19 protein-coding genes are annotated in these 20,620 nt (G+C 69.5%); 12 read left to right on the forward strand and 7 right to left on the reverse strand.

The window, feature by feature from the left end:
• Nucleotides 1-22: 22 nt before the first annotated feature.
• The 5 genes from AX676_RS04240 to AX676_RS04260 all read left to right on the forward strand — a co-directional run bounded on the left by AX676_RS04240 (nt 23) and on the right by AX676_RS04260 (nt 6,117).
• Nucleotides 23-307, forward strand: a complete 285-nt coding sequence (locus AX676_RS04240) for a DUF427 domain-containing protein (RefSeq protein ID WP_066477293.1) — start codon at nt 23-25, stop codon at nt 305-307.
• A gap of 50 nt (nt 308-357) precedes the next feature.
• Nucleotides 358-3,129 carry a DNA polymerase I gene (polA, locus tag AX676_RS04245; RefSeq protein WP_066477290.1) on the forward strand — a complete coding sequence of 924 codons (2,772 nt, stop codon included), beginning with the start codon at nt 358-360 and terminating at the stop codon, nt 3,127-3,129.
• Nucleotides 3,126-4,388 (forward strand): cation:proton antiporter, encoded by a 1,263-nt coding sequence (locus AX676_RS04250; protein ID WP_231726125.1) that lies wholly within the window; start codon nt 3,126-3,128, stop codon nt 4,386-4,388. Before polA ends, AX676_RS04250 begins: the two co-directional genes overlap by 4 nt.
• On the forward strand, nt 4,385-5,893 hold the full coding sequence (locus AX676_RS04255; RefSeq protein ID WP_066477283.1) for a lipopolysaccharide biosynthesis protein: 1,509 nt from the start codon (nt 4,385-4,387) through the stop codon (nt 5,891-5,893). Before AX676_RS04250 ends, AX676_RS04255 begins: the two co-directional genes overlap by 4 nt.
• A 65-nt stretch (nt 5,894-5,958) precedes the next feature.
• On the forward strand, nt 5,959-6,117 hold the full coding sequence (locus AX676_RS04260; RefSeq protein WP_066477281.1) for a Flp family type IVb pilin: 159 nt from the start codon (nt 5,959-5,961) through the stop codon (nt 6,115-6,117).
• Nucleotides 6,118-6,132: 15 nt separating this feature from the next.
• Here the strand turns inward: AX676_RS04260 and purH are convergent, their stop codons facing one another.
• The 5 genes from purH to htpX all read right to left on the reverse strand — a co-directional run bounded on the left by purH (nt 6,133) and on the right by htpX (nt 12,584).
• Complete coding sequence (gene purH, locus AX676_RS04265) at nt 6,133-7,722, reverse strand: bifunctional phosphoribosylaminoimidazolecarboxamide formyltransferase/IMP cyclohydrolase (protein ID WP_066477355.1); 1,590 nt, start codon at nt 7,720-7,722, stop codon at nt 6,133-6,135.
• 38 nt (nt 7,723-7,760) lie between these two features.
• On the reverse strand, nt 7,761-9,497 hold the full coding sequence (locus AX676_RS04270; protein WP_066477279.1) for a heparinase II/III family protein: 1,737 nt from the start codon (nt 9,495-9,497) through the stop codon (nt 7,761-7,763).
• Complete coding sequence (rpe, locus tag AX676_RS04275; RefSeq protein ID WP_066477276.1) at nt 9,494-10,156, reverse strand: ribulose-phosphate 3-epimerase; 663 nt, start codon at nt 10,154-10,156, stop codon at nt 9,494-9,496. Before rpe ends, AX676_RS04270 begins: the two co-directional genes overlap by 4 nt.
• Nucleotides 10,157-10,198: 42 nt before the next feature.
• Nucleotides 10,199-11,482 carry an RsmB/NOP family class I SAM-dependent RNA methyltransferase gene (locus tag AX676_RS04280; RefSeq protein ID WP_066477273.1) on the reverse strand — a complete coding sequence of 428 codons (1,284 nt, stop codon included), beginning with the start codon at nt 11,480-11,482 and terminating at the stop codon, nt 10,199-10,201.
• A gap of 154 nt (nt 11,483-11,636) precedes the next feature.
• Nucleotides 11,637-12,584: a zinc metalloprotease HtpX gene (htpX, locus tag AX676_RS04285; RefSeq protein ID WP_066477271.1), complete on the reverse strand. Its 948-nt coding sequence runs from the start codon at nt 12,582-12,584 to the stop codon at nt 11,637-11,639.
• A gap of 69 nt (nt 12,585-12,653) precedes the next feature.
• On the opposite strand from htpX, the gene AX676_RS04290 reads away from it, so the two are divergent.
• Nucleotides 12,654-12,839, forward strand: a complete 186-nt coding sequence (locus AX676_RS04290; RefSeq protein ID WP_066477269.1) for a DUF1674 domain-containing protein — start codon at nt 12,654-12,656, stop codon at nt 12,837-12,839.
• 144 nt (nt 12,840-12,983) lie between these two features.
• On the opposite strand, the gene AX676_RS04295 is transcribed toward AX676_RS04290, so the two are convergent.
• Nucleotides 12,984-13,955 (reverse strand): NAD(P)H-dependent glycerol-3-phosphate dehydrogenase, encoded by a 972-nt coding sequence (locus AX676_RS04295; RefSeq protein WP_066477267.1) that lies wholly within the window; start codon nt 13,953-13,955, stop codon nt 12,984-12,986.
• Nucleotides 13,952-14,986, reverse strand: a complete 1,035-nt coding sequence (gene tsaD / locus AX676_RS04300) for a tRNA (adenosine(37)-N6)-threonylcarbamoyltransferase complex transferase subunit TsaD (RefSeq protein ID WP_066477265.1) — start codon at nt 14,984-14,986, stop codon at nt 13,952-13,954. The genes AX676_RS04295 and tsaD overlap by 4 nt, the downstream gene beginning before the upstream one ends.
• A gap of 42 nt (nt 14,987-15,028) precedes the next feature.
• On the opposite strand from tsaD, the gene hemC reads away from it, so the two are divergent.
• From hemC to AX676_RS04330, 6 genes are all read left to right on the forward strand, one after another.
• Nucleotides 15,029-15,949 carry a hydroxymethylbilane synthase gene (hemC, locus tag AX676_RS04305; RefSeq protein WP_066477264.1) on the forward strand — a complete coding sequence of 307 codons (921 nt, stop codon included), beginning with the start codon at nt 15,029-15,031 and terminating at the stop codon, nt 15,947-15,949.
• Nucleotides 15,946-16,605 carry a uroporphyrinogen-III synthase gene (locus AX676_RS04310; RefSeq protein WP_066544120.1) on the forward strand — a complete coding sequence of 220 codons (660 nt, stop codon included), beginning with the start codon at nt 15,946-15,948 and terminating at the stop codon, nt 16,603-16,605. The genes hemC and AX676_RS04310 overlap by 4 nt, the downstream gene beginning before the upstream one ends.
• Nucleotides 16,606-16,637: 32 nt before the next feature.
• Nucleotides 16,638-17,573, forward strand: coding sequence for a hypothetical protein (locus tag AX676_RS04315; protein WP_066477260.1), 936 nt, complete (start codon nt 16,638-16,640; stop codon nt 17,571-17,573).
• Between the two features lie 9 nt (nt 17,574-17,582).
• The gene (locus tag AX676_RS04320) at nt 17,583-18,767 is read left to right on the forward strand and encodes an acyl-CoA dehydrogenase (RefSeq protein WP_066477353.1); all 1,185 of its coding nucleotides are present in this window, start codon (nt 17,583-17,585) and stop codon (nt 18,765-18,767) included.
• Between the two features lie 135 nt (nt 18,768-18,902).
• Entirely contained in the window at nt 18,903-19,424 is a 522-nt protein-coding gene (locus AX676_RS04325) for a GNAT family N-acetyltransferase (RefSeq protein ID WP_066477258.1), read from the forward strand.
• On the forward strand, nt 19,421-20,548 hold the full coding sequence (locus tag AX676_RS04330; protein ID WP_066477256.1) for a CaiB/BaiF CoA transferase family protein: 1,128 nt from the start codon (nt 19,421-19,423) through the stop codon (nt 20,546-20,548). The genes AX676_RS04325 and AX676_RS04330 overlap by 4 nt, the downstream gene beginning before the upstream one ends.
• Nucleotides 20,549-20,620: the final 72 nt, after the last annotated feature.

The following is a 20,620-nucleotide window of genomic DNA, read 5'->3' on the forward strand; positions in this document are numbered from 1 at the left end:
CGAACCCCGGGAGACGCGTAACATGGTCGAGGCACGCTGGAACGGTCACGTGATCGCACGCAGCGACGACACGGTCGTCGTCGAGCGCAACCATTATTTCCCCGCCGACAGCATGACCGAGGCGGTGCAGCTCAAGCCGAGCGCCACCACCAGCGTCTGCCCGTGGAAGGGCACCGCACATTACTACACGCTCGTCGTCGACGGCGCGGAGAATGTCGATGCGGCCTGGTACTATCCCGAGCCCAAGGATGCGGCGAGGGAGATCACCGGCCGTCTCGCCTTCTGGAAGGGCGTGACCGTCGCCTGAGCCGGTTTAACCCGCTCGCCCCCCGCGCGGCGCCCTGCTAAGCCGCGGCCATGCCCAACCATCTCTACCTCGTCGACGGCTCGAGCTTCATCTTCCGCGCCTATCACGTGCTGCCCCGGCTGACCAATCGCCATGGCGAGCCGGCGGGCGCGGTCTATGGCTATACCACGATGCTGTGGAAGCTCGCGAAGGAGCTGCACGAAGCCGACGGCCCAACCCATCTGGCGGTCATCCTCGACAAGTCCGAACACACGTTCCGCAACGACCTGTACGATCAATACAAGGCGCATCGCCCCCCTGCGCCCGAGGATCTGGTGCCGCAGTTCCCGATGATCCGCGATGCGACGCGCGCGTTCAGCCTGCCCTGCATCGAGGAGCTGGGGTGGGAAGCCGACGACCTGATCGCGAGCTATGCGAAGGCGGCGCTGGCCCAGGGCTGGCACGTCACCATCGTCAGTTCCGACAAGGACCTGATGCAGTTGCTGACCGAACCCGGTATCGACATGCTCGACACGATGAAGGACCGCCGCATGGGGCCCGAGGCGGTGGTCGAGAAGTTCGGCGTCGGCCCCGAGAAGCTGGGCGAGGTGCTGGCGCTGATGGGGGACAGCGTCGACAACGTCCCCGGCGTCCCAGGCGTCGGCCCCAAGACGGCCGCCAAGCTGATCCTGGAGCATGGCGATGTCGACGCCGTGCTCGCCGCCGCGCCGAACATGAAACCGGGCAAGCTGCGCGACAATCTGATCGAGCATGCCGACATGGCGCGGCTGTCGCGCCGTCTGGTCACCCTCGCCGATGACGTGCCGCTGCCGCACCCGCTCGAGGAGATGACGCTCGACGGCATTCCCGAACCGCCGCTGCGCGCGTTCCTGGAGCATCACGGCTTCAAGTCGCTGCTGGCCAAGCTGTCCACCGTCGCCGACCCGGTCGACACCGGCAGCACGCCGCCGCCGGTCGCGGCCGAGCAGGCCGCCGATCCGGCGTGCGATCACGACGCCTATGAAACCGTAGTCGACGACGCCGCGCTCGACCGCTGGATCGACGCCGCCCGGCACCAGGGCTGGGTCGCGATCGATACCGAGACCACCGGGCTCGACGCGATGTCGGCCGATCTGGTCGGCATTTCCATGGCGCTCGCCCCCAATCGGGCCTGCTACATCCCGGTCGGCCATGTCGGGCACGACATGTTCAGCGAGCGCCCGCAACAGATCGAGCGCACGGTCGCGCTGGCGAAGCTCAAGCCGCTGCTCGAGGACCCGGCGGTGCTCAAGATCGGCCACAACCTCAAATACGACCTGATCGTCCTGCGGCGCTGCGGCATCGATGTCGCGCCGTATGACGACACGATCGTCATGTCGTTCGACCTCGATGCCGGGCGGCACGGGCACGGCATGGACGAGCTCGCCGCCACGCACCTGTCGCACAGCTGCATCGCGTTCAAGGACGTGGTCGGTACCGGCAAGAACCAGAAGCATTTCGGCGAAATCGACCTGCATGCCGCAACCCGCTACGCGGCCGAGGATGCGGACGTGACGCTGCGCTTCTGGCGGCGGTTCAAGCCGCGGCTCGCCTATGAAGGCGGAACGCGGATCTATGAGCTGGTCGATCGCCCGCTGGTCCGCGTCATCGCCGGGATGGAAATGGCGGGCGTAAAGGTCGATGCCGGGCGGCTCGCCCAGCTTTCATCCGAATTCAGCCAGCAGATCGCGCGGCTGGAGGAGGAGATCCACGCGCTCGCCGGGTTCAAGTTCGTGATCGGCAGCCCAAAGCAACTGGGCGACGTGCTGTTCGACAAGATGGGGATCAAGGGCGGCCGCAAGGGCAAGTCGGGCGTCTATTCGACCGACGTTAACGAACTGGAGCGGATTGCCGCCGACAAGGACTCGCCCGGCCGCGACATGGTGCTCAAGGTGCTCGACTGGCGCCAGCTCAGCAAATTGAAGTCGACCTATACCGACGCGCTCCAGGCCCAGATCAACCCGCACACCGGCCGCGTCCATACCAGCTACAGCCTGACCGGGGCGCAGACCGGGCGCCTCTCGTCGACCGACCCCAACCTCCAGAACATCCCGATCCGCACCGAGGTCGGCCGTCAGATCCGCGACGCGTTCGTGGCTGAGCCGGGCCATGTCATCCTGGCCGCCGACTATTCGCAGATCGAGCTGCGCCTCGCCGCGCACATCGCCGACGTGCCGGCGCTGCGCGACGCGTTCGCCAACGGCGACGACATCCACAACATGACCGCGATGGAGCTGTTCGGCGAGGTCAATCGCGACACGCGCGGGCGGGCGAAGACGATCAACTTTGCGATCCTCTACGGCATTTCGCGCTGGGGGCTGGCGGGGCGGCTCGACGTGACGCCCGATGAGGCACAGGCGATGATCGACCGCTATTTCGATCGCTTCCCCGGCATCAACCGCTACATCGCCGACACGCTGATGACGGCAAAGGAACGCGGCTATACCGAGACGCTGTTCGGGCGGAAGACGCACTTCCCGCGCCTCAAGTCCCCCAATCAGAACGAGCGCGCCGGATCCGAACGCGCCGCGATCAACGCGCCCATCCAGGGTACGAGCGCCGACATCATCAAGCGCGCGATGGCGCGCATGGGCCCCGCGCTGGAACAGGCCGGCCTGCCCCGGGTTCGCATGCTGATGCAGGTCCACGACGAACTGGTGTTCGAGCTGCCCGAGGGCGACATCGACGCGGCCAGGCCCGTGATCGAGCACGTGATGGCGACCGCCGCCGAACCCGCAGTCAGGCTCACCGTCCCGCTCGGCGTCGAGATCGGGGTCGGGCCAAGCTGGGGCGCCGCGCATTGATTGCAGCGCCGCCGGCGATCGTCGAGCTGTACATCCCGGTCCTGCTCGGCCTCGGCCTGCTGATCCTGCTGGTCGCGTGGCTGCCGCTGGTCCTGAAGGAATGGCCGCTGTCGCTGCCGATCGTGTGCGTCGGCATCGGCGCGGGCCTGTTTTCGATCCCGCGGTTTCAGCCCTTTGCGATCCATCCGATCGAGACGCCGTTCATGGTCGAGAAGGCCGCCGAGCTGATCGTCCTCGTGTCGCTGATGGGGGCGGGGCTGAAGATCGCGCGGCCGTTGAGCTGGCGGGGCTGGCGGCCATGCTGGCGGATGCTGGGTATCGCCATGCCGCTCACCATCGTGGCGCTGACGCTGCTGGGTGCGGGGCTGCTCGGCGTCGGACTGTCGACCGCGCTGCTGCTCGCCGCGTCGCTCGCGCCGACGGATCCGGTGCTGGCATCCGACGTCCAGATCGAAAAGCCGGGATCGGACAGCGATGACGAGGCACGCTTCACGCTGACCTCGGAAGCCGGGCTGAACGACGCCCTCGCCTTTCCCTTCGTCCATCTCGCCATTGCGGCGGCGGCAGGCGGCTGGACCTGGGCGACGATGGGATGGTGGGTGCTGGACGACGTCGTGTTCCGGCTTGCCGTCGGCGCGATTGCGGGGGTGGCCGGCGGCTGGCTGCTCGGCTGGATCGTCTATCGCCTGCCCGGCGAGACGCGGCTGTCGCGAACCGGCGACGGCTTCGTCGCACTGGGGGCGACGCTCGTCATCTATGCGCTGACCGAATTGGCACATGGCTATGGTTTTCTGGCCGTGTTCATCGCGGGACTGATGCTCAACCGCGCCGCCGCCACCGACGTGTTCAACGACCGGTTGCACGACTTTGCCGACGAAACCGAACGGTTGCTGATGATGGTGATGCTCGTGATGTTCGGCGGCATGCTGAGCGCGGGCGGGCTGCTGGCGCTGGTGCGCTGGAGCGATGTCGTCTTCGCGCTGATCGCGGTGTTCCTCGTCCGCCCGCTGGTCGGCTGGATCTCCCTGGCCGGGCTGCGTCGCTCACCGCTGGAGCGGGGCGCGATCGCGTTTTTCGGCATTCGCGGGCTGGGTTCGGTGTTTTATTTCGCCTACGGCATCAATCATGGCCAGTTCGACCAGCCGACGCGATTATGGGGTGCGATCGCGCTTGTGATCCTGATCTCGATCCTGCTGCACGGCACGACCGTCACCCCGGTGATGCGCCGGCTCGACCGCCAGCGCGAGGTCGAAGCATGACCGCGCCCGACGAAATGGCCGCGCTGGCCAGGGGCGGGCGGACCAATATCCTCGGTTTCGGCCTGCGGCTGGCGGCGCGGATCCCGTTCCTGTTCATCGCCGGGCGGATTTACGGCGCGGAAATTGTCGGCCGGTTCGCGGTTGCCATCCTGGTGGTCGAATTCGCCGCGCTCGTCGCGACGATCGGGCTCAAGCGCGGGTTGGCCCAGGCGCTGGCGCACACCGATCGCCCGCACGCGCACGTCGTGTGGGACGCGATGCTGGTCGCTGCCATCGCATCGCTGGTCGCCAGCGCCGTCCTGTTCGCCTTTCCCCAGGCGATGTATCCCAACAGCCAGGTCATCGGGTTTGAACGGCTGCTGCCGCTGGTCGTGCTCGCCATCGCCTGGTCGGACATCGCGCTCGCCGCGCTCGCCTATCGCCACAATATCCGGGCGGCGGTGACCGCGCGTGCGGTGATCGAGCCATGGACGATCAGCATCGCGGCCTTTGCGCTGTCCTACATTTCGTCGCGCGACGGGCTGATCATCGCCTATGTCCTGTCGATGCTCGCCGCGCTCGCGGCCTCGTTGGTGCCGTTCGTGCGCAGCTATGGCCTGCCGCACGGCTGGTCGCCGCATCTGCCCGAGATGTTCGCGCTCGCCCGCCGCAACGCGCCGCTGGCCGGGGCGGATGCGATCGAATGGGGCACGCGCAACGTCGACCGCTTCATCCTGGGCCTGTTCTTCGCCCCCAATGTCGTCGGCATCTATTACATGGCCCAGCAGGTCGCGTCGCTGCCGCAGAAGCTGAAGACCAGTTTCGATCCCGTGCTCGGGCCCGTCATCACCCAGGCGCTCGCGCGCGGCGACCGGGCCGCGGTCGCCCGCCAGATCCGCCAGGTCGGCTTCTGGATCATCGCCGCACAGGCCGGCCTGGCGCTGATCGGCGGGCTGCCGGCCGAAGGCGTCATGGGCGTGGTCGGCCCCGCCTTCGTGGCGGGCGCGGGCGCGCTCATCTTCCTGCTCGCCGCCGAAGTGCTCGCCGCACCGGGGGCCGTGGCGGAGGCCGGGCTGGTCTATGTCGCGCGGCACCGCAACCTGATCCTGTCGATCACCGTCCTGTCGTTGCAGATCGGGCTCAGCTTCGCGCTGGTCATCGCCGCGCGCACCCTGGGCCTGCCGGAAGGATGGGCGGCTGCCGCGCCCGCGGTTGCGCTGACCGTGTCGCTGGCGCTCGGCTCGCTGCTCAAGACGCGGCTGCTCGCCCGCCTGCTCGACGCGCCGGTATCGTCGCTGCGCTGGTCGTTCGCCTGGGCGGTGGCGGCGGCGGGCGTGGTCGGCTGGGTCGTGACGACCCAGCTGCCCGAATGGGCCGAGCTGGCAATCGGCATCCCGGCGATCCTGCTCAGCTACCTGTACGTCCTGTGGCGCTGGGGCTTCGGGCCGCAGGACCGCACGCTGTTCCGCAAGCTGCCCGGCGCGCCCGAGATCCCCGCGAGCGAGGACGCGGCCGAAGCAGCGTAAGCGGTTACCGTCGGGTAAGAATTGCGGCATATGTGCGGAGCGTCATCCGCACAGGAGCCGACGCAATGCCCCGCACGCTATGGCAGGACGAACGCGCCGCGACCGCCATCGAATATGGTCTGCTCGCAGCCCTTATCTCGGTCGCGCTGATCGCCGCGTTCAATGCCCTCGGTCTCAGCCTTGCGGGCATTTTCACGACGATCACCAACGCGCTGAACGGTTAGAGCGCCCTCGCCCGCTCAGTGGCGGAAGTGGCGCATCCCGGTGAAGATCATCGCCAGCCCGGCCTCATCGGCGGCGGCGATCACCTCGGCATCGCGGATCGACCCGCCCGGCTGGATCACTGCCGTCGCGCCCGCCTCGACCGCGGCCAGCAGCCCGTCGGCAAAGGGGAAGAAGGCGTCGGACGCCACCGCCGAGCCGATGGTGCGCGGCTCCGCCCAGCCGGCCTTTTCGGCGGCATCCTTCGCTTTCCATGCGGCAATCCGCGCGGATTCCAGTCGGTTCATCTGGCCGGCGCCGATGCCCGCCGTCGCACCGTCGCGGGCATAGACGATCGCGTTCGACTTCACATGCTTGGCGACCGTCCAGGCAAAGCGGCAATCGGCCAGCTCCTGCGCCGTCGGCTGGCGGCGGGTGACGACGCGCAGCGCATCGTCCGCCACCCGGCCGTTGTCGCGCGACTGGACGAGCAACCCGCCCGCGATCGACTTGACCATCAACCCGCCGCGCGCCGGATCGGGCAGGTCGCCGGTCAGCAGCAGGCGCAGATTCTTCTTCGCGGCAAAGATCGCGCGCGCGTCATCGGTCGCATCGGGCGCGGCGACCACTTCGGTGAAGATGTCCGCGATCGCTGCCGCCGTCTCACCGTCGAGCGTGCGGTTGGCCGCGATGATCCCGCCGAACGCCGACACGCTGTCGCACGCCAGCGCGGCGCGATAGGCGTCGATCAGCGTGTCGGCGCTGGCGACGCCGCACGGATTGGCGTGCTTGACGATCACCACCGTCGGCGGGCCGTCGCGAAACTCGCTGACCAGCTCGAGCGCGGCGTCGGCGTCGTTATAGTTGTTGTAGCTCAGTTCCTTGCCCTGCAGCTGCTCGGCCTGGGCGATCCCGCGCGCCGCCGGCCCCTGGGGCAGATAGAGCGCGGCCGACTGATGCGGATTTTCGCCATAGCGCAGCGTGTCGCCGCGCGTGAACGCCAGCGGCAGGGTCGCCGGAAACATCTCGCCCTGGTCGGCGAAGGCGAACCATTGCGCGATCGCGCTGTCATAGGCGGCAGTGGCGGCATAGGCCTTGGCCGCGAGCTTGCGGCGCGTATCGATCCGCGTCGCGCCGCCGGTTTCGTCCAGCTCGGCGACCAGCGCGGGATAATCGGCCGGATCGGTGACGATCGCGACATAGGCGTGGTTCTTTGCGGCCGATCGCACCATGCTCGGCCCGCCGATGTCGATATTTTCGATGATCGTCGCGCGGTCGGCGCCGCGCGCCACCGTCCGGGCAAAGGGATAGAGGTTGACGACGACCAGGTCGATCGCGCCGATCCCGTGCGCGGCCATTGCGGCGGCGTGATCCGCATCGTCGCGCACCGCCAGCAGCCCGCCATGCACCATCGGGTGCAGCGTCTTGACGCGCCCGTCCATCATCTCGGGAAAGCCGGTCAGCTCGGACACGTCGCGCACCACAAGCCCGGCGTCGCGCAGCGCGGTGGCGGTGCCGCCGGTCGACACCAGCTCGACGCCGTGGCGGGCGAGGGACTGCGCGAGTTCGACGATGCCCGTCTTGTCGGATACCGAAAGCAGCGCGCGGCGAAGGGGGATGTCGGTCATGCGCGTGCCCATCGGCCAAGCGGGCGCGCGGGGCAAGCCTATTTGGCGCGGTGGAACAGCCAGGTGACGCTGGCGCCGCCCGGCGGCGACTGGCCCGACAGCACGATCTGGCGCGTCGCATGCGGGCGACCCGCTCCGTCGACCCACAGGCTGTCGTCGATCGCCAGCGTCGCCTCGCGACAGCGGAACTGCCACACCGCCCCGCCGGGCAGGCGCAGGAACGCGGCCTGGTTGTCGGTCGTCGGCGACACCTCGATCCCCGGCGCCAGGTGAAAGCGGATCGCGAAGGGGATGTCGCCACGCTGGCGCTTCTTGCCCGCCGGGATCAGCAAATCCTCGCCGCGCAGGTCGCGCCCGTCGGCGGACAGCAGCAGCTGGCGGCGATGGATCAGGCCGTAACGCCGGACATAGCCGTCATGGCTGGCGTCGAGCCGGGCGGTACCGCCCCCGTCCTGACGGCTCAGCTCGACCGAAGCGACCCCGCGCCCCAGCGTGCCGTCGCCGTGGATCGCGGTCGAATTACTGTCGTCGACGATCAGCGTCGAATGCGCCGCCGTGGTGCGCAGCCCTTCGGTCAGGCTGGCGGGCACCGACGCATGGACCGACCGCGCGCCCCCGCAATTGACCACCAGCCGGCGCGTGCCGTCGGAAAGCTCGAACGCCAGCGTCGACGCGCATCCGCCCTCGACCAGCCGCGCGACGGGCGGCGGGGCGGCGTCGATCACCAGCACCGTCTGACCGGCGGCGAGGCGATGATAGCCCCAGTCGCGCGCCTGGCGCAGCGGCCGGGTGCGCACGCCGGTCGCCTCGACAATTGCGGCGACCTGATCGGCCGCCACCGGGTTGCCGCCCTGCCAGCTCGACAGCGCACCGTCGCCCAGCGTGAGCCCCTGCAACGCGCCGACCATCCGCGCCAGCGTCGCGTCGATCAGTTCGGGCGGATCGATCCGCCGCGCGGCATAGGTCGCGCGCAGCATGGTCAGCACCATGATCGCGTCGATCAGCCCCAGCGGCGACCGGCCCGTCACCCCGCCGTCGCTGCCGACCGATGCGGCGATCGCGCGCGCCAGTCCCGCTTCGTCGAGCGCGCGGCGGGCATCGCCGCCCGGAATCATCAGCCCCGCCGCGACGATCCCCGCGCAAGCCGCGATCCGGCGCGGGCCGGCAGGCGCGCGATCGGCGGTGCGGTCCAGGTGCCGGGCGCCGCGCGCCAGTCCGTTCAGCACGCGCGAACGATAGACGAGGTCGGTCGACGACAGGATCAGCGGCGCGTGCGCCACCCAGAACAGGATGCGCTTCCCCCACAGGTCCGCGCGCCACGCCGGATCGGCGACGATCTCACCATGCGCGTCGAGCCATTTGCGCATCAGCCCCTCGGCGATCGGCGCGCCGACCGCGCGCGTCGTCACCGTCGACAGGTCGCGCAGCCACATGAAGCTGTGCAGGTAATCGGCAAATGCAGGCGAATAGGCCGGCTTCGCCAGGTCGATCGCGGGCAGGTTGACGACTTCACCGCGAAAGCTGAGCATCCCGTCGAGCAGCGCCTGGCCGCGGCGCGGATCGCCCAGAAACGGATCGTCGGCGACCGCCAGCAGCTTGAGCGGAAAACGCCCGCGTAGCCGCAGCGTGTGGAGCGGGGTGCGCCACGCGATCCAGCGGAACCGCTCGGCCAGCCGGTCGGCAAGCGACAGGCCATGATCGCCCCCCACCCGGACCAGCCGCTTGCCCTCCTCGATCCCGTCGGCGGCGGGACCGGCGGGAGCGGGATCGTTCACCCGGCCCTCAGCGCCCGGATGTTGTCGGCATAGTTGGCGGGGCCACCCGCGAAGCTGGCGGTGCCCGCGACCAGTGCGTCTGCGCCCGCGGCAATCGCGCGCGGCGCGGTCGCCCGGTCGATGCCGCCATCGACCTCCAGGTCGATCGTGCGCCCGCTCGCGTCGATGCGCGCGCGCAACGCCGCGATCTTGGCGAGCTGGCTCTCGATGAACTTCTGCCCGCCGAAACCCGGATTGACGCTCATCACCAGGATGAGGTCGATCAGGTCGATCACCTCATCGACCACGCCGACCGGCGTCGCGGGGTTGAGCACCACGCCGGCGCGCTTGCCGAGCGACCGGATCGTCTGGAGCGTACGGTGCAGGTGCGGCCCCGATTCGGGATGGACCGAGATGCAGTCCGCGCCGGCTTCGGCAAAAGCCTCCAGATAGGGATCGACCGGCGCGATCATCAGGTGGACGTCGAACGGCTTGGCCGAATGCGGACGCAGCGCGCGCACGACCGCCGGGCCGATGGTCAGGTTGGGGACGAAATGCCCGTCCATCACGTCGATATGGATCCAGTCCGCCCCTGCCGCGTCGATCGCGCGAACCTCCTCACCCAGTCGCGCGAAATCGGCGGACAGGATCGATGGCGCGATGCGGACGGGTTGCTGCATGTTGCGTCTCTAGCATCCCGGCACCGCCCGGCAAGCGATGCGTCACGCGTTTCGCATCAGCCGCACGATGAAGAACCCGTCGACGCCACCTTCTTCCGCCAGCATCCCCGGCAGCACCCGCACCCAGCCCCGTGGCGCGGGGGTAACACCGTCCGGAAGCTCATCGACGCGGACCGGATCGACCGCGAATTCGGGATGGTCGGCCAGGAAGCGTTCGACCTGCGCCTCGCCCTCGGCCGGTTCCAGCGAACAGGTCGCATAAACCAGCCGGCCGCCGGGCGCGAGCCACTGCGCGGCGCGCGCAAGCAACTGCTGCTGAAGCGCGGCGGTCTCCGCGATCAGCGAAGGCCGGGCGCGGTGCAGCACATCCGGGTGGCGGCGAAAGATGCCGGTCGCGCTGCACGGCGCGTCGAGCAGGATCGCGGCCACCGGCGTGGGCGGTGCCCAATCGAGCAGGTCGGCGGTGACCACCGATGCGCGCAACAAGGTGCGCTCCAGATTCTCGCGCAGTCGTCCCAGACGACTTTCGGAAATGTCGACAGCGGTCACATCCCAGCCGGCGGCCGCCAGTTGCAGCGTCTTGCCCCCCGGAGCCGCACACAGATCGAGCGCCGGGCCGGAGCCGCGCCCGAGCAGCCGCGCGGGCAACGATGCCGCCAGGTCCTGCACCCACCAGTCGCCCTCGGCAAAGCCCTCCATGTCGGGAATGTTGCCGCGCTCGGCGAGCCGCAGGTGACCGGGCATCAGGCTGACGCCGGGGTGCGCCGCCTGAATGCGTGGCAATGCGTCGGCGACCGCCAGTGAGAGATCGACCGGTGGCGGCGCAGCGATCGCGCGCGATGCCGCAGCGACCATCTCGTCCCCCCACGCCGCTTGCCAGCGCAGGGCGGTGGCGGGCGGCAGGCTCGGCGCGTCCGGCAACGTGGCCGCGCCCCGGTTGAGCGTGCCGAACACGCCATGCACCAGCTTGCGCGGGCCGCCATCGACCAACGGCAGTACGGTCGAAATCGCCGCGTGCGGCGGCGTGCCGAGCCGCAGCCACTGGGCGAGCGCGATGCGCAGCGCAAAGCGCGCCTTGGCATCATCGGGCATCGGGCGCGGCGTCGCGCTGTCGATCAGCGCGTCGAGATCCGGCAGGTAGCGCAGCACTTCGGCCGCGATCGCATGGGCGAGCGCGCGATCTTCGCGCTTCTTGAGCGGGCGCGCCGCCTGATCGAGCGCCGCCTCCAGCGCCTGGCCGCGTCGCAGCACCGCGTCGAGCAGCCGCAATGCCGCCCGGCGAGCAGGAACACCGGGCGGATCGCTGGTCAGGACGGGTCTGGGCATTGCGGGGGGAAGACCTCTTTCATTGCAGCCCGTTCGCTTCGAGCGAAGTCGAGAAGCGCGCCACGTGTCTCGACTTCGCTCGACACGAACGGAGAGAAGACTGACCCGCTGCCTAGCCGAGCATGGCGATCACGTCCACGCGGCCGCCCAGGCGTCACCCCCGCCGGTGCGGATCGAGCGCGCTGGAGCGGCGGCGAGTGCGCGGGACGCTGGTCGCGGCCGCAGGACGGGCCGAACGGCCGCCGCCGCCGGTCATCGCCGCCATGTCACCCATCTCAGCAGCGATCTGTTCCAGCGCGGCGATGCGGTTGCCGGTGTCGGGGTGCGTCGAGAACAGGCTGTCGCCGCCACGCGCGAGGCCGGGGACGATGTAAAGCTGCGACGTCGCCGGAATCCGCTCTGCCACCGGATTGGGGATGCGTGCCGCGCCCTGCGAGATCTTCGCCAGGGCCGAGGCGAGCGCGCGCGGGTTGCCGCTGATCTCCGCACCTGCCCGGTCTGCGCTATATTCGCGCGTCCGGCTGATCGCCATCTGGACGATCATCGCCGCGAACGGCGCGACGAGCACCGCCAGCAGCCCGGCCAGCCCCGCGCTGCGCCCATCGCCCGAGCGAAAGAACAGCCCGAAATTGGCCAGCATCGAAATCGCACCCGCGATCGTCGCGACCATCGTCATGATCAGGGTATCGCGGTTCTTCACATGGCCCAGTTCGTGCGCCATCACGCCGGCGATTTCATCGCGGCTCAGCATGTTGAGCAGACCCGTCGTCGCGGCGACCGCGGCATGCTCCGGGTCGCGCCCGGTCGCAAACGCATTGGGCTGCGCCTGGTCGACGATATAGACGCGCGGCATCGGCAGTCCGGCGCGCGTCGCGAGTTCGCGGACCAGCCCGACGAACTCGGGTGCGCTGCGTTCATCGACTTCGCGCGCGCCGTGCATCTTGAGGACGATCTTGTCGGCGTTCCAATAGGTGAAGAGGTTCATCCCCACCGCGATCACGAGCGCGAGGATCATGCCGCCGCGCCCGCCGAGCGTCAGCCCCAGCGCCATGAACAGCGCGGTCAGCGCCGCCAGCAGCATCGTCGTCTTCAAACCGTTCACTTGAACCTACTCCTTCGCCGACCAATGTGGGGAAGGACCGATTTTTCTTCAATCATGGAGCCCCCGGGGATGACCGCATCGACCCGCAACCGTCCCGGCCAGCGCCCGGCGCATGTGAAGCCGCCGGCCTATCTGTCGAAGAGCCCGCCGGTGCCCCAGCCCGAGCCGATGGTGCGCCCCGACAGCGATCCACTGGAAAAGGATCCGGTGCGCTATGGCGACTGGGAGCTGAAGGGCATCGCGATCGATTTTTGACAACGGATACTGACGGTCGACGTTCAGAGCCGATCGCCAAAAACCGTCACCCCGGGCTTGACCGGGGTCTCGCTGTTCTTCGCGCCGGATCAGGTGGCGGGACCCCGGGTCAAGCCCGAGGTGACGAGATAAGTACAGCTCGGGCTATTCGGCCTTGAGCGGTCGGTTAAGGAGTGCCTCGATCACCTCGCCGACGGGCTCGCCGGCGATCAGCGCGCAGACCGCGTCGGTCACCGGCATCTCGACGCCGGCGGCGTGCGCCGCTGCCTGAAGTACCGGCGCGGTATGCGCGCCTTCGGCCACCGTGTGGCGGTCGGCGAGCAGCTCGGCGGCTGCCCGGCCCCGACCCAGCCCGACGCCGAAGCTGAAATTGCGGCTGTTGGTCGATGAACAGGTCAGCACCAGGTCGCCCAGCCCAGACAGCCCGGCCAGCGTTTCAGCTCGGCCACCGCGCGCCAGGCCGAAGCGAGTCATCTCGGCAAAGCCGCGCGCGATCAGTGCCGCGCGCGCATTCAGCCCCAGCCCCGCGCCCTCGACCACGCCGCACGCGATCGCGATGACATTCTTGACCGCGCCGCCGATCTCCGCGCCGATCACGTCGCTGGAGGCATAGAGGCGAAAGGCGGGACCCGCGAGCCGGTCGATCAACCGATCGCGCAGGCCGTCGTCCTCACACGCCAGCGTCACCGCGGTCGGCTTGCCCGCCGCGACCTCGTGGGCGAAGGTCGGGCCGGACAGCACCGCGATCGGCGCGTCAGGGTGCACCTGCTGCGCTACTTCGCCGACCAGGAGCTGGCTGCCGGCCTCGATCCCCTTGGCGCACAGCACCAGCGGCGTGCGCTCGACCGCCAGCGCCGCAACGGTCGCGCGGACATGCTGGGCCGGCGTCACCACCAGCAGTGCGTCCATGCCGGACAGATCATCCAGCGAACCCGTCGCGACGACGGCGGGTGACAGCGTAACGCCGGGCAGGAACATCGTATTTTCATGCGCGGCGTTGATCGAAGTCACCACTTCGGCCTCGCGCGCCCACAGCATCACCGGCTGGTCGCCGCGCGCCGCCACCTGCGCCAGCGCGGTGCCCCAGGCACCGCCGCCGATCACCCCGATCCTCACGCCTTGACCCCGGCACCGCGCGCATGCTCCGCATCGGGGTCGAGCGGCCAGCGGGCACGCGCGGGCGTGTCGAGCGGATCGGTCAGCCCGGCGGCGAATCGCTCCGCCCCGGCCCAGGCAATCATCGCGGCATTGTCGGTGCACAGCCATTGCGGCGGGGCGACGAAGCGCAGACCGTTGGCCTCCGCCAGTTCGGCCAGCGCGTTGCGCACCGACTGGTTGGCGGCCACCCCGCCGGCGACGACGAACGCGGTCGCCCCCTCGGCGCGTGCGATGGCACGGCGGCTGCGGTCGATGAGGCAATCAATCACGGCTTGCTGGAACGAGGCGGCGATGTCGGCGGGGCGCCAGCGATTTTCGTCGCGCGCGCGCATCACCGCGCTCTTCAGCCCGGCGAAGGAGAAATGCGGCTCGGGCGATCCGACCAGCGGGCGCGGCAACGGCACCATGTCGGAATCGCCCGATTTTGCCGCGCGTTCGACCGCCGGCCCGCCGGGAAAGCCGAGCCCCAGCAGCTTCGCGGTCTTGTCGAACGCCTCGCCCGCCGCATCGTCGATCGTGGTGGCCAGCCGCGCATAGTTGCCCACGCCGCGCACGAACAGCAGCTGGCAGTGACCACCGGATACCAGCAGCAGCAAATAGGGAAAGGCAAGCGCCGGGTCGGCCAGCCGCGGCGACAGCGCGTGCCCCTCCAGATGGTTGACCGCGATTAGCGGCTTGCCCGACGCCAGCGCCAGCGCCTTGGCGGTGACCAGCCCGACCATGACCCCGCCGATCAGCCCCGGCCCGGCGGTCGCCGCGATCGCGTCAACCTCGCTCAAATCGACCTCCGCCTCGGCCAGCGCGGCCTCGACGAGTGGCGCCAACATCTCGACATGCGCGCGCGCGGCGATCTCGGGCACCACGCCGCCGAACGGCCGGTGCGCGGCTTCCTGCCCCGCCAGCTTGTGCGCCAGGATGTCGCGGGTGGAAGTGACCAGCGCGGCTGCGGTTTCGTCACAACTCGATTCAAGACCGAGGATCAGGGCCATGGCCTTGTCCTCTAGCCCATGCCCGCGCTAGCACAAGCCACCATGCCAAATCCGATCCGCCTCGGCACCCGGGGCTCGCCGCTCGCACTCACCCAGGCCCATATGACGCGCGCGGCGCTGATCGCCGCGCATGGCCTCGACGAAAACGATGTCGAAATCGTCGTGATCAAGACCACCGGCGACCAGGTACAGGATCGCGCGCTTGCCGAAATCGGCGGCAAGGCGCTGTGGACCAAGGAGCTGGACCGCGCGCTGATGGATGGCGAGATCGACGCCTCGGTCCATTCGATGAAGGATGTCGAGACGATCCGCCCGACCGAGATCGCGATCGCGGCGATGCTGCCCCGCGCCGATGTCCGCGACCGCATCCTCGGTGCGCCGTCGGTGGCCGAGCTGAAGCCGGACCCCGTCATCGGCACCAGCTCGCCGCGCCGCGCGGCGCAGGTCCGCCGGCTCCGCCCCGATGCGCGCATCGTCCTGTTCCGCGGCAATGTCGCCACCCGCATCGCCAAGCTGGACGCGGGCGAGGCGGACGCCACGCTGCTCGCCGCCGCCGGGCTCGAACGGCTGGGCCATGCCGATATCGGCCATGCGATCCCGATCGACGTGATGCTGCCGGCCCCGTCGCAGGGCGCGGTCGGTATCGAGTGCCGCGCGGACGATGCGCGGATGCGCGCGATGATCGGAGCGATCAGCCACGCGGACACCTATGCGTGCGTCATGGCCGAACGCGGGCTGCTCGCGGCATTGGGGGCGGACTGTCACTCGCCGGTCGCAGCACTCGCGCGGATCGCGGACGGCCGGATGCGGCTGCGCGCCGAATTATTCGCGGAGGACGGCAGCGACCACGTCGCAGGTGAGGCGGAAGCCGCCAGCGATGACGCCATGATGCCGCGCGCCCTCGCCGCCGAGCTGCTGGCGTGCGCGCCGGCATCGATCACCCGGCTGTTCAGCGGCGGATGAGCCGTCCGATCGCGGTGCTGCGGCCCGATCCGGGCAATGGCCGTACCGCGGCGGCGATCGAGGCGGCGGGCCAGGTGGCGATCCGGCTGCCGCTGTTCGCGATCCGGCCGATCGACTGGCAGCCGCCGGATGCCGCCGATCATGACGCGCTGATCCTGACCAGCACCAATGCGGTGCGCCATGCCGGCTCGGGGCTGGCGGGGCGGTCCGCCTATGTCGTCGGGGCGCGGACGGCGGCGGCGGCACGATCCGCCGGGCTGAGCGTCGCCGCGACCGGTGCGACCGATGCGCAGGACCTCGCGCGCCTCGTTGCCGTTGCAGGGGTTTGTCGCGCGCTGCACCTGGCCGGGCGCGATCATCGGCCGTTGCCGGGCGAAATCGTCACCGCGACCCGTATCGTCTATGCCAGCGACGCGCTGACGGTGGCTCCCGGCCGGCTGGCCGCGCTGAACGGCGCGGTCGCGCTCGTCCATTCGGTGCGGGCGGGCGCGCGCCTCGCCGAACTGATGCCGCCGCCGGCCCGTGCCGGAACGGCCATCGCGGCGATCAGCGCGAGCGCGGCCGCCGCGGCGGGCAGCGGATGGTGCGCGGTCGCGATCGCCGCCCGGCCGGCCGACGCGGACGTGATCGCTGCCGCTCGCGCGCTCGCCGATTGACCCGCCGGGCATTGACCGGGATAAGGGCGCGCATGGACCAGACCGAAGTGACGTTCGACGCCGGGGCACCGGCGCAAAGTCCGCGCCGGAGTCGCTGGCCGATGGTCTGGACGGTCGCGCTGGCCGCCTTCGTGCTCGGGCTGGTCGCAATGGCGCTCGCCTATCGCACCTGGGGCGACGCGTGGGTCATGCCCGATGCCGCGCCCCAGCCGGTGATCGGCGCGGACCCCGCCGGGCAAGCGCCCGCGACACCGGAAACCCTGGCGACGCTTGATGCGCGCGAATCGGCGCTCTCGGCGCGCATCCGCGAGCTTGAAGGGCGGCTCGCCGCGATCGACAGCGACTCGCGGCTCGCCTCGACCTTCGCCGGGCGTGCCGAGGGGCTGCTGCTCGCCTTTGCCGCGCGCCGCGCGCTCGATCGCGGGTTGCCGCTCGGCTATATCGAGGGCGAGCTGCGCCAGCGGTTCGAACCGAGCGAACCGACCGCGATCGCGATCATCATCCGCGCCTCGCGCGCGCCGGTGACGCTTGAGGAATTGCGGCTCGCGCTCGACACCATCGCGCCGAAACTGTTGACCGCGGGTCCGGAGACCGGCTGGTGGGACGGCCTGCGCCGCGAACTGTCGTCACTCGTCGTGCTGCGCCAGGAAACGACGCAGAGCCCGCTGCCCGCCGACCGGCTGGTGCGCGCCCGCCGCCTCCTCGATGCCGGGCAGGTCGAGGGCGCGCTGGCGGAGATCACGCGGATGCCGGGTGCCGCCAGCGCGGAAAGCTGGATTTCCGCAGCAAAGCGCTACATCAATGCGCGGCGCGCGCTGAACGCGATCGAATCCGCCGCGATCCAGGGTCGCGCCACCGCGACGCCGCTGCCCGTACTCCCGCCCGTCGTGACGCTGCCAAGCGTCGCGCCATCGCCCGGTGCCAGCCCCGCGCCGGCAGCGGGACAGGGTTCGACCGACACGCAATGAGGACAGATGATGGCTGAGATGGGCCGGTTCGACTGGCAGGATCCGTTCGCGCTCGACGCGCAACTGACCGACGAGGAGCGGATGGTCCGCGACGCGGCACGGGCCTATGCGCGCGAACAGTTGCTGCCGCGCGTCACCCGCGCGTTCCTGGACGAATCGTTCGACCGGGCCATCATGCGCGAAATGGGCGCATTGGGCCTGCTGGGTCCGACGATCAGCCCGGAATATGGCGGCGCGGGGCTGGGCTATGTCGCCTATGGCCTGGTCGCGCGCGAAGTCGAGGCGATCGACAGCGGCTATCGCAGCGCGATGAGCGTCCAGTCCTCGCTCGTCATGCACCCGATCAACGCCTATGGCACCGAGGAACAGAAGCGGAAGTATCTGCCCGGTCTCGCATCGGGCGAGCTGGTCGGCTGTTTCGGCCTGACCGAGCCCGATGCCGGCTCCGATCCCGCCGGGATGCGCACGCGCGCCCAACAAGTGAACGGTGGTTACCGACTGACCGGATCGAAGATGTGGATCACCAATTCGCCGATCGCCGACGTTTTCGTCGTCTGGGCGAAGTCCGACGCGCATGGCGGCGGGATCAAGGGCTTCGTGCTCGAAAAGGGTATGAAGGGTCTGTCCGCGCCCAAGATCGAGGGCAAGTTGAGCCTGCGCGCGTCGATCACCGGCGAAATCGTCATGGACGGCGTCGAAGTGGGCGAGGACGCGCTGCTGCCCAATGTCCAGGGGCTGAAGGGGCCGTTCGGCTGCCTCAACCGCGCACGCTACGGCATCGCCTGGGGCACGATGGGCGCGGCCGAGTTCTGCATGGAGGCCGCGCGGCAATATACGCTCGACCGCCACCAGTTCGGGCGGCCGCTGGCGGCGACGCAGCTCGTGCAGCTGAAGCTCGCCAACATGCAGACTGAAATCGCGCTGGGCCTGCAAGCAGCGTTGCGCGCGGGGCGGATGTTCGATGAAGGCACGCTCAGCCCCGACGCGATCAGCATCATCAAGCGCAACAATTGCGGCAAGGCGCTCGATATCGCCCGCGTCGCGCGCGACATGCATGGCGGCAACGGCATTTCCGCGGATTTCCATGTGATGCGCCACGCGATCAACCTTGAAACCGTCAATACCTATGAGGGCACGCACGACGTGCATGGGCTGATCCTGGGCCGGGCGATCACCGGCATCGCGGCGTTTTGATGTGGTCCAGACTTCCTTTCCTTCGTCATGCCGGGCTTGTCCCGGCATCCACCGTGCCGCCAGGGCAGCGGCCGGAATCGGGCGCGGCGGGGTGGACCCCGGAACAAGTCCGGGGTGACGGGGTAAACGACTGATATGACCCCGCCCGATCGTCAGCCCGTGCTGGCGGGCGAGCTGGTCCGGCTGCGCCCGACCATCGCCGCCGACTGGGACGCGCTGTTCGCGGTGGCCAGCGATCCTTTGGTCTGGGAAGTCCACCCTGCGCACGACCGCTGGCAGGAGCCGGTGTTCCGCGCCTATTTCGACGCGGGGCTGGCGAGCGGCGGGGCTTTGACCATCCTGGATCGCGCCACCGGGGCGGTGATCGGGTCGAGCCGTTACGACAACTGGAAGCCCGAGGCGGACGAGATCGAGATCGGCTGGACCTACCTCGCCCGCGCCTATTGGGGCGGCGTCTATAATCGCGAGATCAAGCGGCTGATGCTCGGCCACATCCACGCGCACGTCCGCACCGTCGTGTTCACGGTCGGCGAGACCAATGTTCGCTCGCGCCGCGCGATGGAGAAGATCGGCGGCGTGCTGCGCCCCGGCACCGAAATGCGGCTGATGGCGGGCGAGATGAAGCCGCACGTCATCTACGAAATCGTCCGCCCGTGAAGCCGCTCGAGGGCATCCGCATCGTCGAGCTCGCGCGTATCCTCGCCGGCCCGTGGTGCGGCCAGCTCCTCGCCGATCTCGGCGCAGAGGTCATCAAGGTCGAGCGACCGGGCGCGGGCGATGACACCCGTCATTGGGGGCCGCCCTTCCTCCACGATGCCGACGGCCGCAATCTGGATGCCGCCTATTTCCACTCGGCCAATCGCGGCAAGACCAGTCGCTTCGTCGACATCACCACGTCCGAGGGCCAGGCGGAGGTCAGGGCGCTCGTCGCCGACGCCGATGTCGTGCTCGAGAACTACAAGGTCGGCGGGCTGGCCAAATACGGCCTCGACCATGCGCGACTGCTTGACGTCAATCCGCGCCTCATCACCTGTTCGATTACCGGTTTCGGCCAGACGGGTCCCTATGCGCCGCGCGCCGGCTATGATTTCATCATTCAGGCGATGGGTGGCTTCATGTCGCTGACCGGCGAGCCCGATGGCCCGCCGCAAAAGGCGGGCATCGCCTATGCCGACATCTTCACCGGCGTCTATTCGGCGGTCGCGATCCTGGCCGCGCTCAGGCGGCGCGATTCGGAAGGGGTGGGCGCGCACATCGACATGGCGCTGCTCGACACCCAGGTCGCGGTGCTGGCGAACCAGGCGCTCAACTGGATGGCCGATCCGGCGAAGGTGCCGGGCCGCATGGGCAACGGCCATGCCAATCTGGTGCCCTATCAGGCGTTCGCGGCAGCGGACGGCGAGCTGATCATCGCGGTCGGCAATGACGGCCAGTTCCGGCGGCTATGCGCCGTGCTCGGCCTCGACCTCGCCGACGATGCGCGCTTTGCGACCAATCCCGCGCGCGTCACCCATCGCGCCACGCTGATCCCGCTGATCGAGGTGGCGGTCGCGCACTGGCTGAAGGCCGATCTCGCCAACGCGCTGGATGCGCAGGGCATCCCCGCCGGGCCGATCAACCGCATCGACGAGGCCTTTGCCGATCCTCAAGTGATCGCGCGCGGGATGCGCGTGGCCATAGACGGCCTGCCCGGCGTTGCCAGCCCGATCGTCATCGATGGCGAGCGGATGGTCACCGACCGCGCCAGTCCCGCCCGACCCGCCGGCACCGCAACAGACTGAATCCCCATACGTATTCATGGCGCCGGCGGCTGGCCCCGGCAGGCGCAACATGATCCTATCCGCCACAAGACA

The organism is Sphingomonas sp. CCH21-G11, from assembly GCF_001555965.1.
In the GTDB taxonomy this organism is placed as follows: domain Bacteria; phylum Pseudomonadota; class Alphaproteobacteria; order Sphingomonadales; family Sphingomonadaceae; genus Sphingomonas.

Excerpts from the sequence above, each read along its gene's own strand:
- AX676_RS04320 (WP_066477353.1), top strand. The coding sequence starts at position 17,583 with ATGGCTGAGATGGGCCGGTTCGACTGGCAGGATCCGTTCGCGCTCGAC.
- AX676_RS04240 (WP_066477293.1), top strand. The coding sequence starts at position 23 with ATGGTCGAGGCACGCTGGAACGGTCACGTGATCGCACGCAGCGACGAC.
- purH (WP_066477355.1), bottom strand. The coding sequence starts at position 7,722 with ATGACCGACATCCCCCTTCGCCGCGCGCTGCTTTCGGTATCCGACAAG.
- AX676_RS04315 (WP_066477260.1), top strand. The coding sequence starts at position 16,638 with ATGGACCAGACCGAAGTGACGTTCGACGCCGGGGCACCGGCGCAAAGT.
- AX676_RS04260 (WP_066477281.1), top strand. The coding sequence starts at position 5,959 with ATGCCCCGCACGCTATGGCAGGACGAACGCGCCGCGACCGCCATCGAA.
- tsaD (WP_066477265.1), bottom strand. The coding sequence starts at position 14,986 with ATGGCCCTGATCCTCGGTCTTGAATCGAGTTGTGACGAAACCGCAGCC.
- AX676_RS04280 (WP_066477273.1), bottom strand. The coding sequence starts at position 11,482 with ATGCCCAGACCCGTCCTGACCAGCGATCCGCCCGGTGTTCCTGCTCGC.
- rpe (WP_066477276.1), bottom strand. The coding sequence starts at position 10,156 with ATGCAGCAACCCGTCCGCATCGCGCCATCGATCCTGTCCGCCGATTTC.
- AX676_RS04255 (WP_066477283.1), top strand. The coding sequence starts at position 4,385 with ATGACCGCGCCCGACGAAATGGCCGCGCTGGCCAGGGGCGGGCGGACC.
- hemC (WP_066477264.1), top strand. The coding sequence starts at position 15,029 with ATGCCAAATCCGATCCGCCTCGGCACCCGGGGCTCGCCGCTCGCACTC.
- AX676_RS04310 (WP_066544120.1), top strand. The coding sequence starts at position 15,946 with ATGAGCCGTCCGATCGCGGTGCTGCGGCCCGATCCGGGCAATGGCCGT.
- AX676_RS04325 (WP_066477258.1), top strand. The coding sequence starts at position 18,903 with ATGACCCCGCCCGATCGTCAGCCCGTGCTGGCGGGCGAGCTGGTCCGG.
- polA (WP_066477290.1), top strand. The coding sequence starts at position 358 with ATGCCCAACCATCTCTACCTCGTCGACGGCTCGAGCTTCATCTTCCGC.
- AX676_RS04290 (WP_066477269.1), top strand. The coding sequence starts at position 12,654 with ATGACCGCATCGACCCGCAACCGTCCCGGCCAGCGCCCGGCGCATGTG.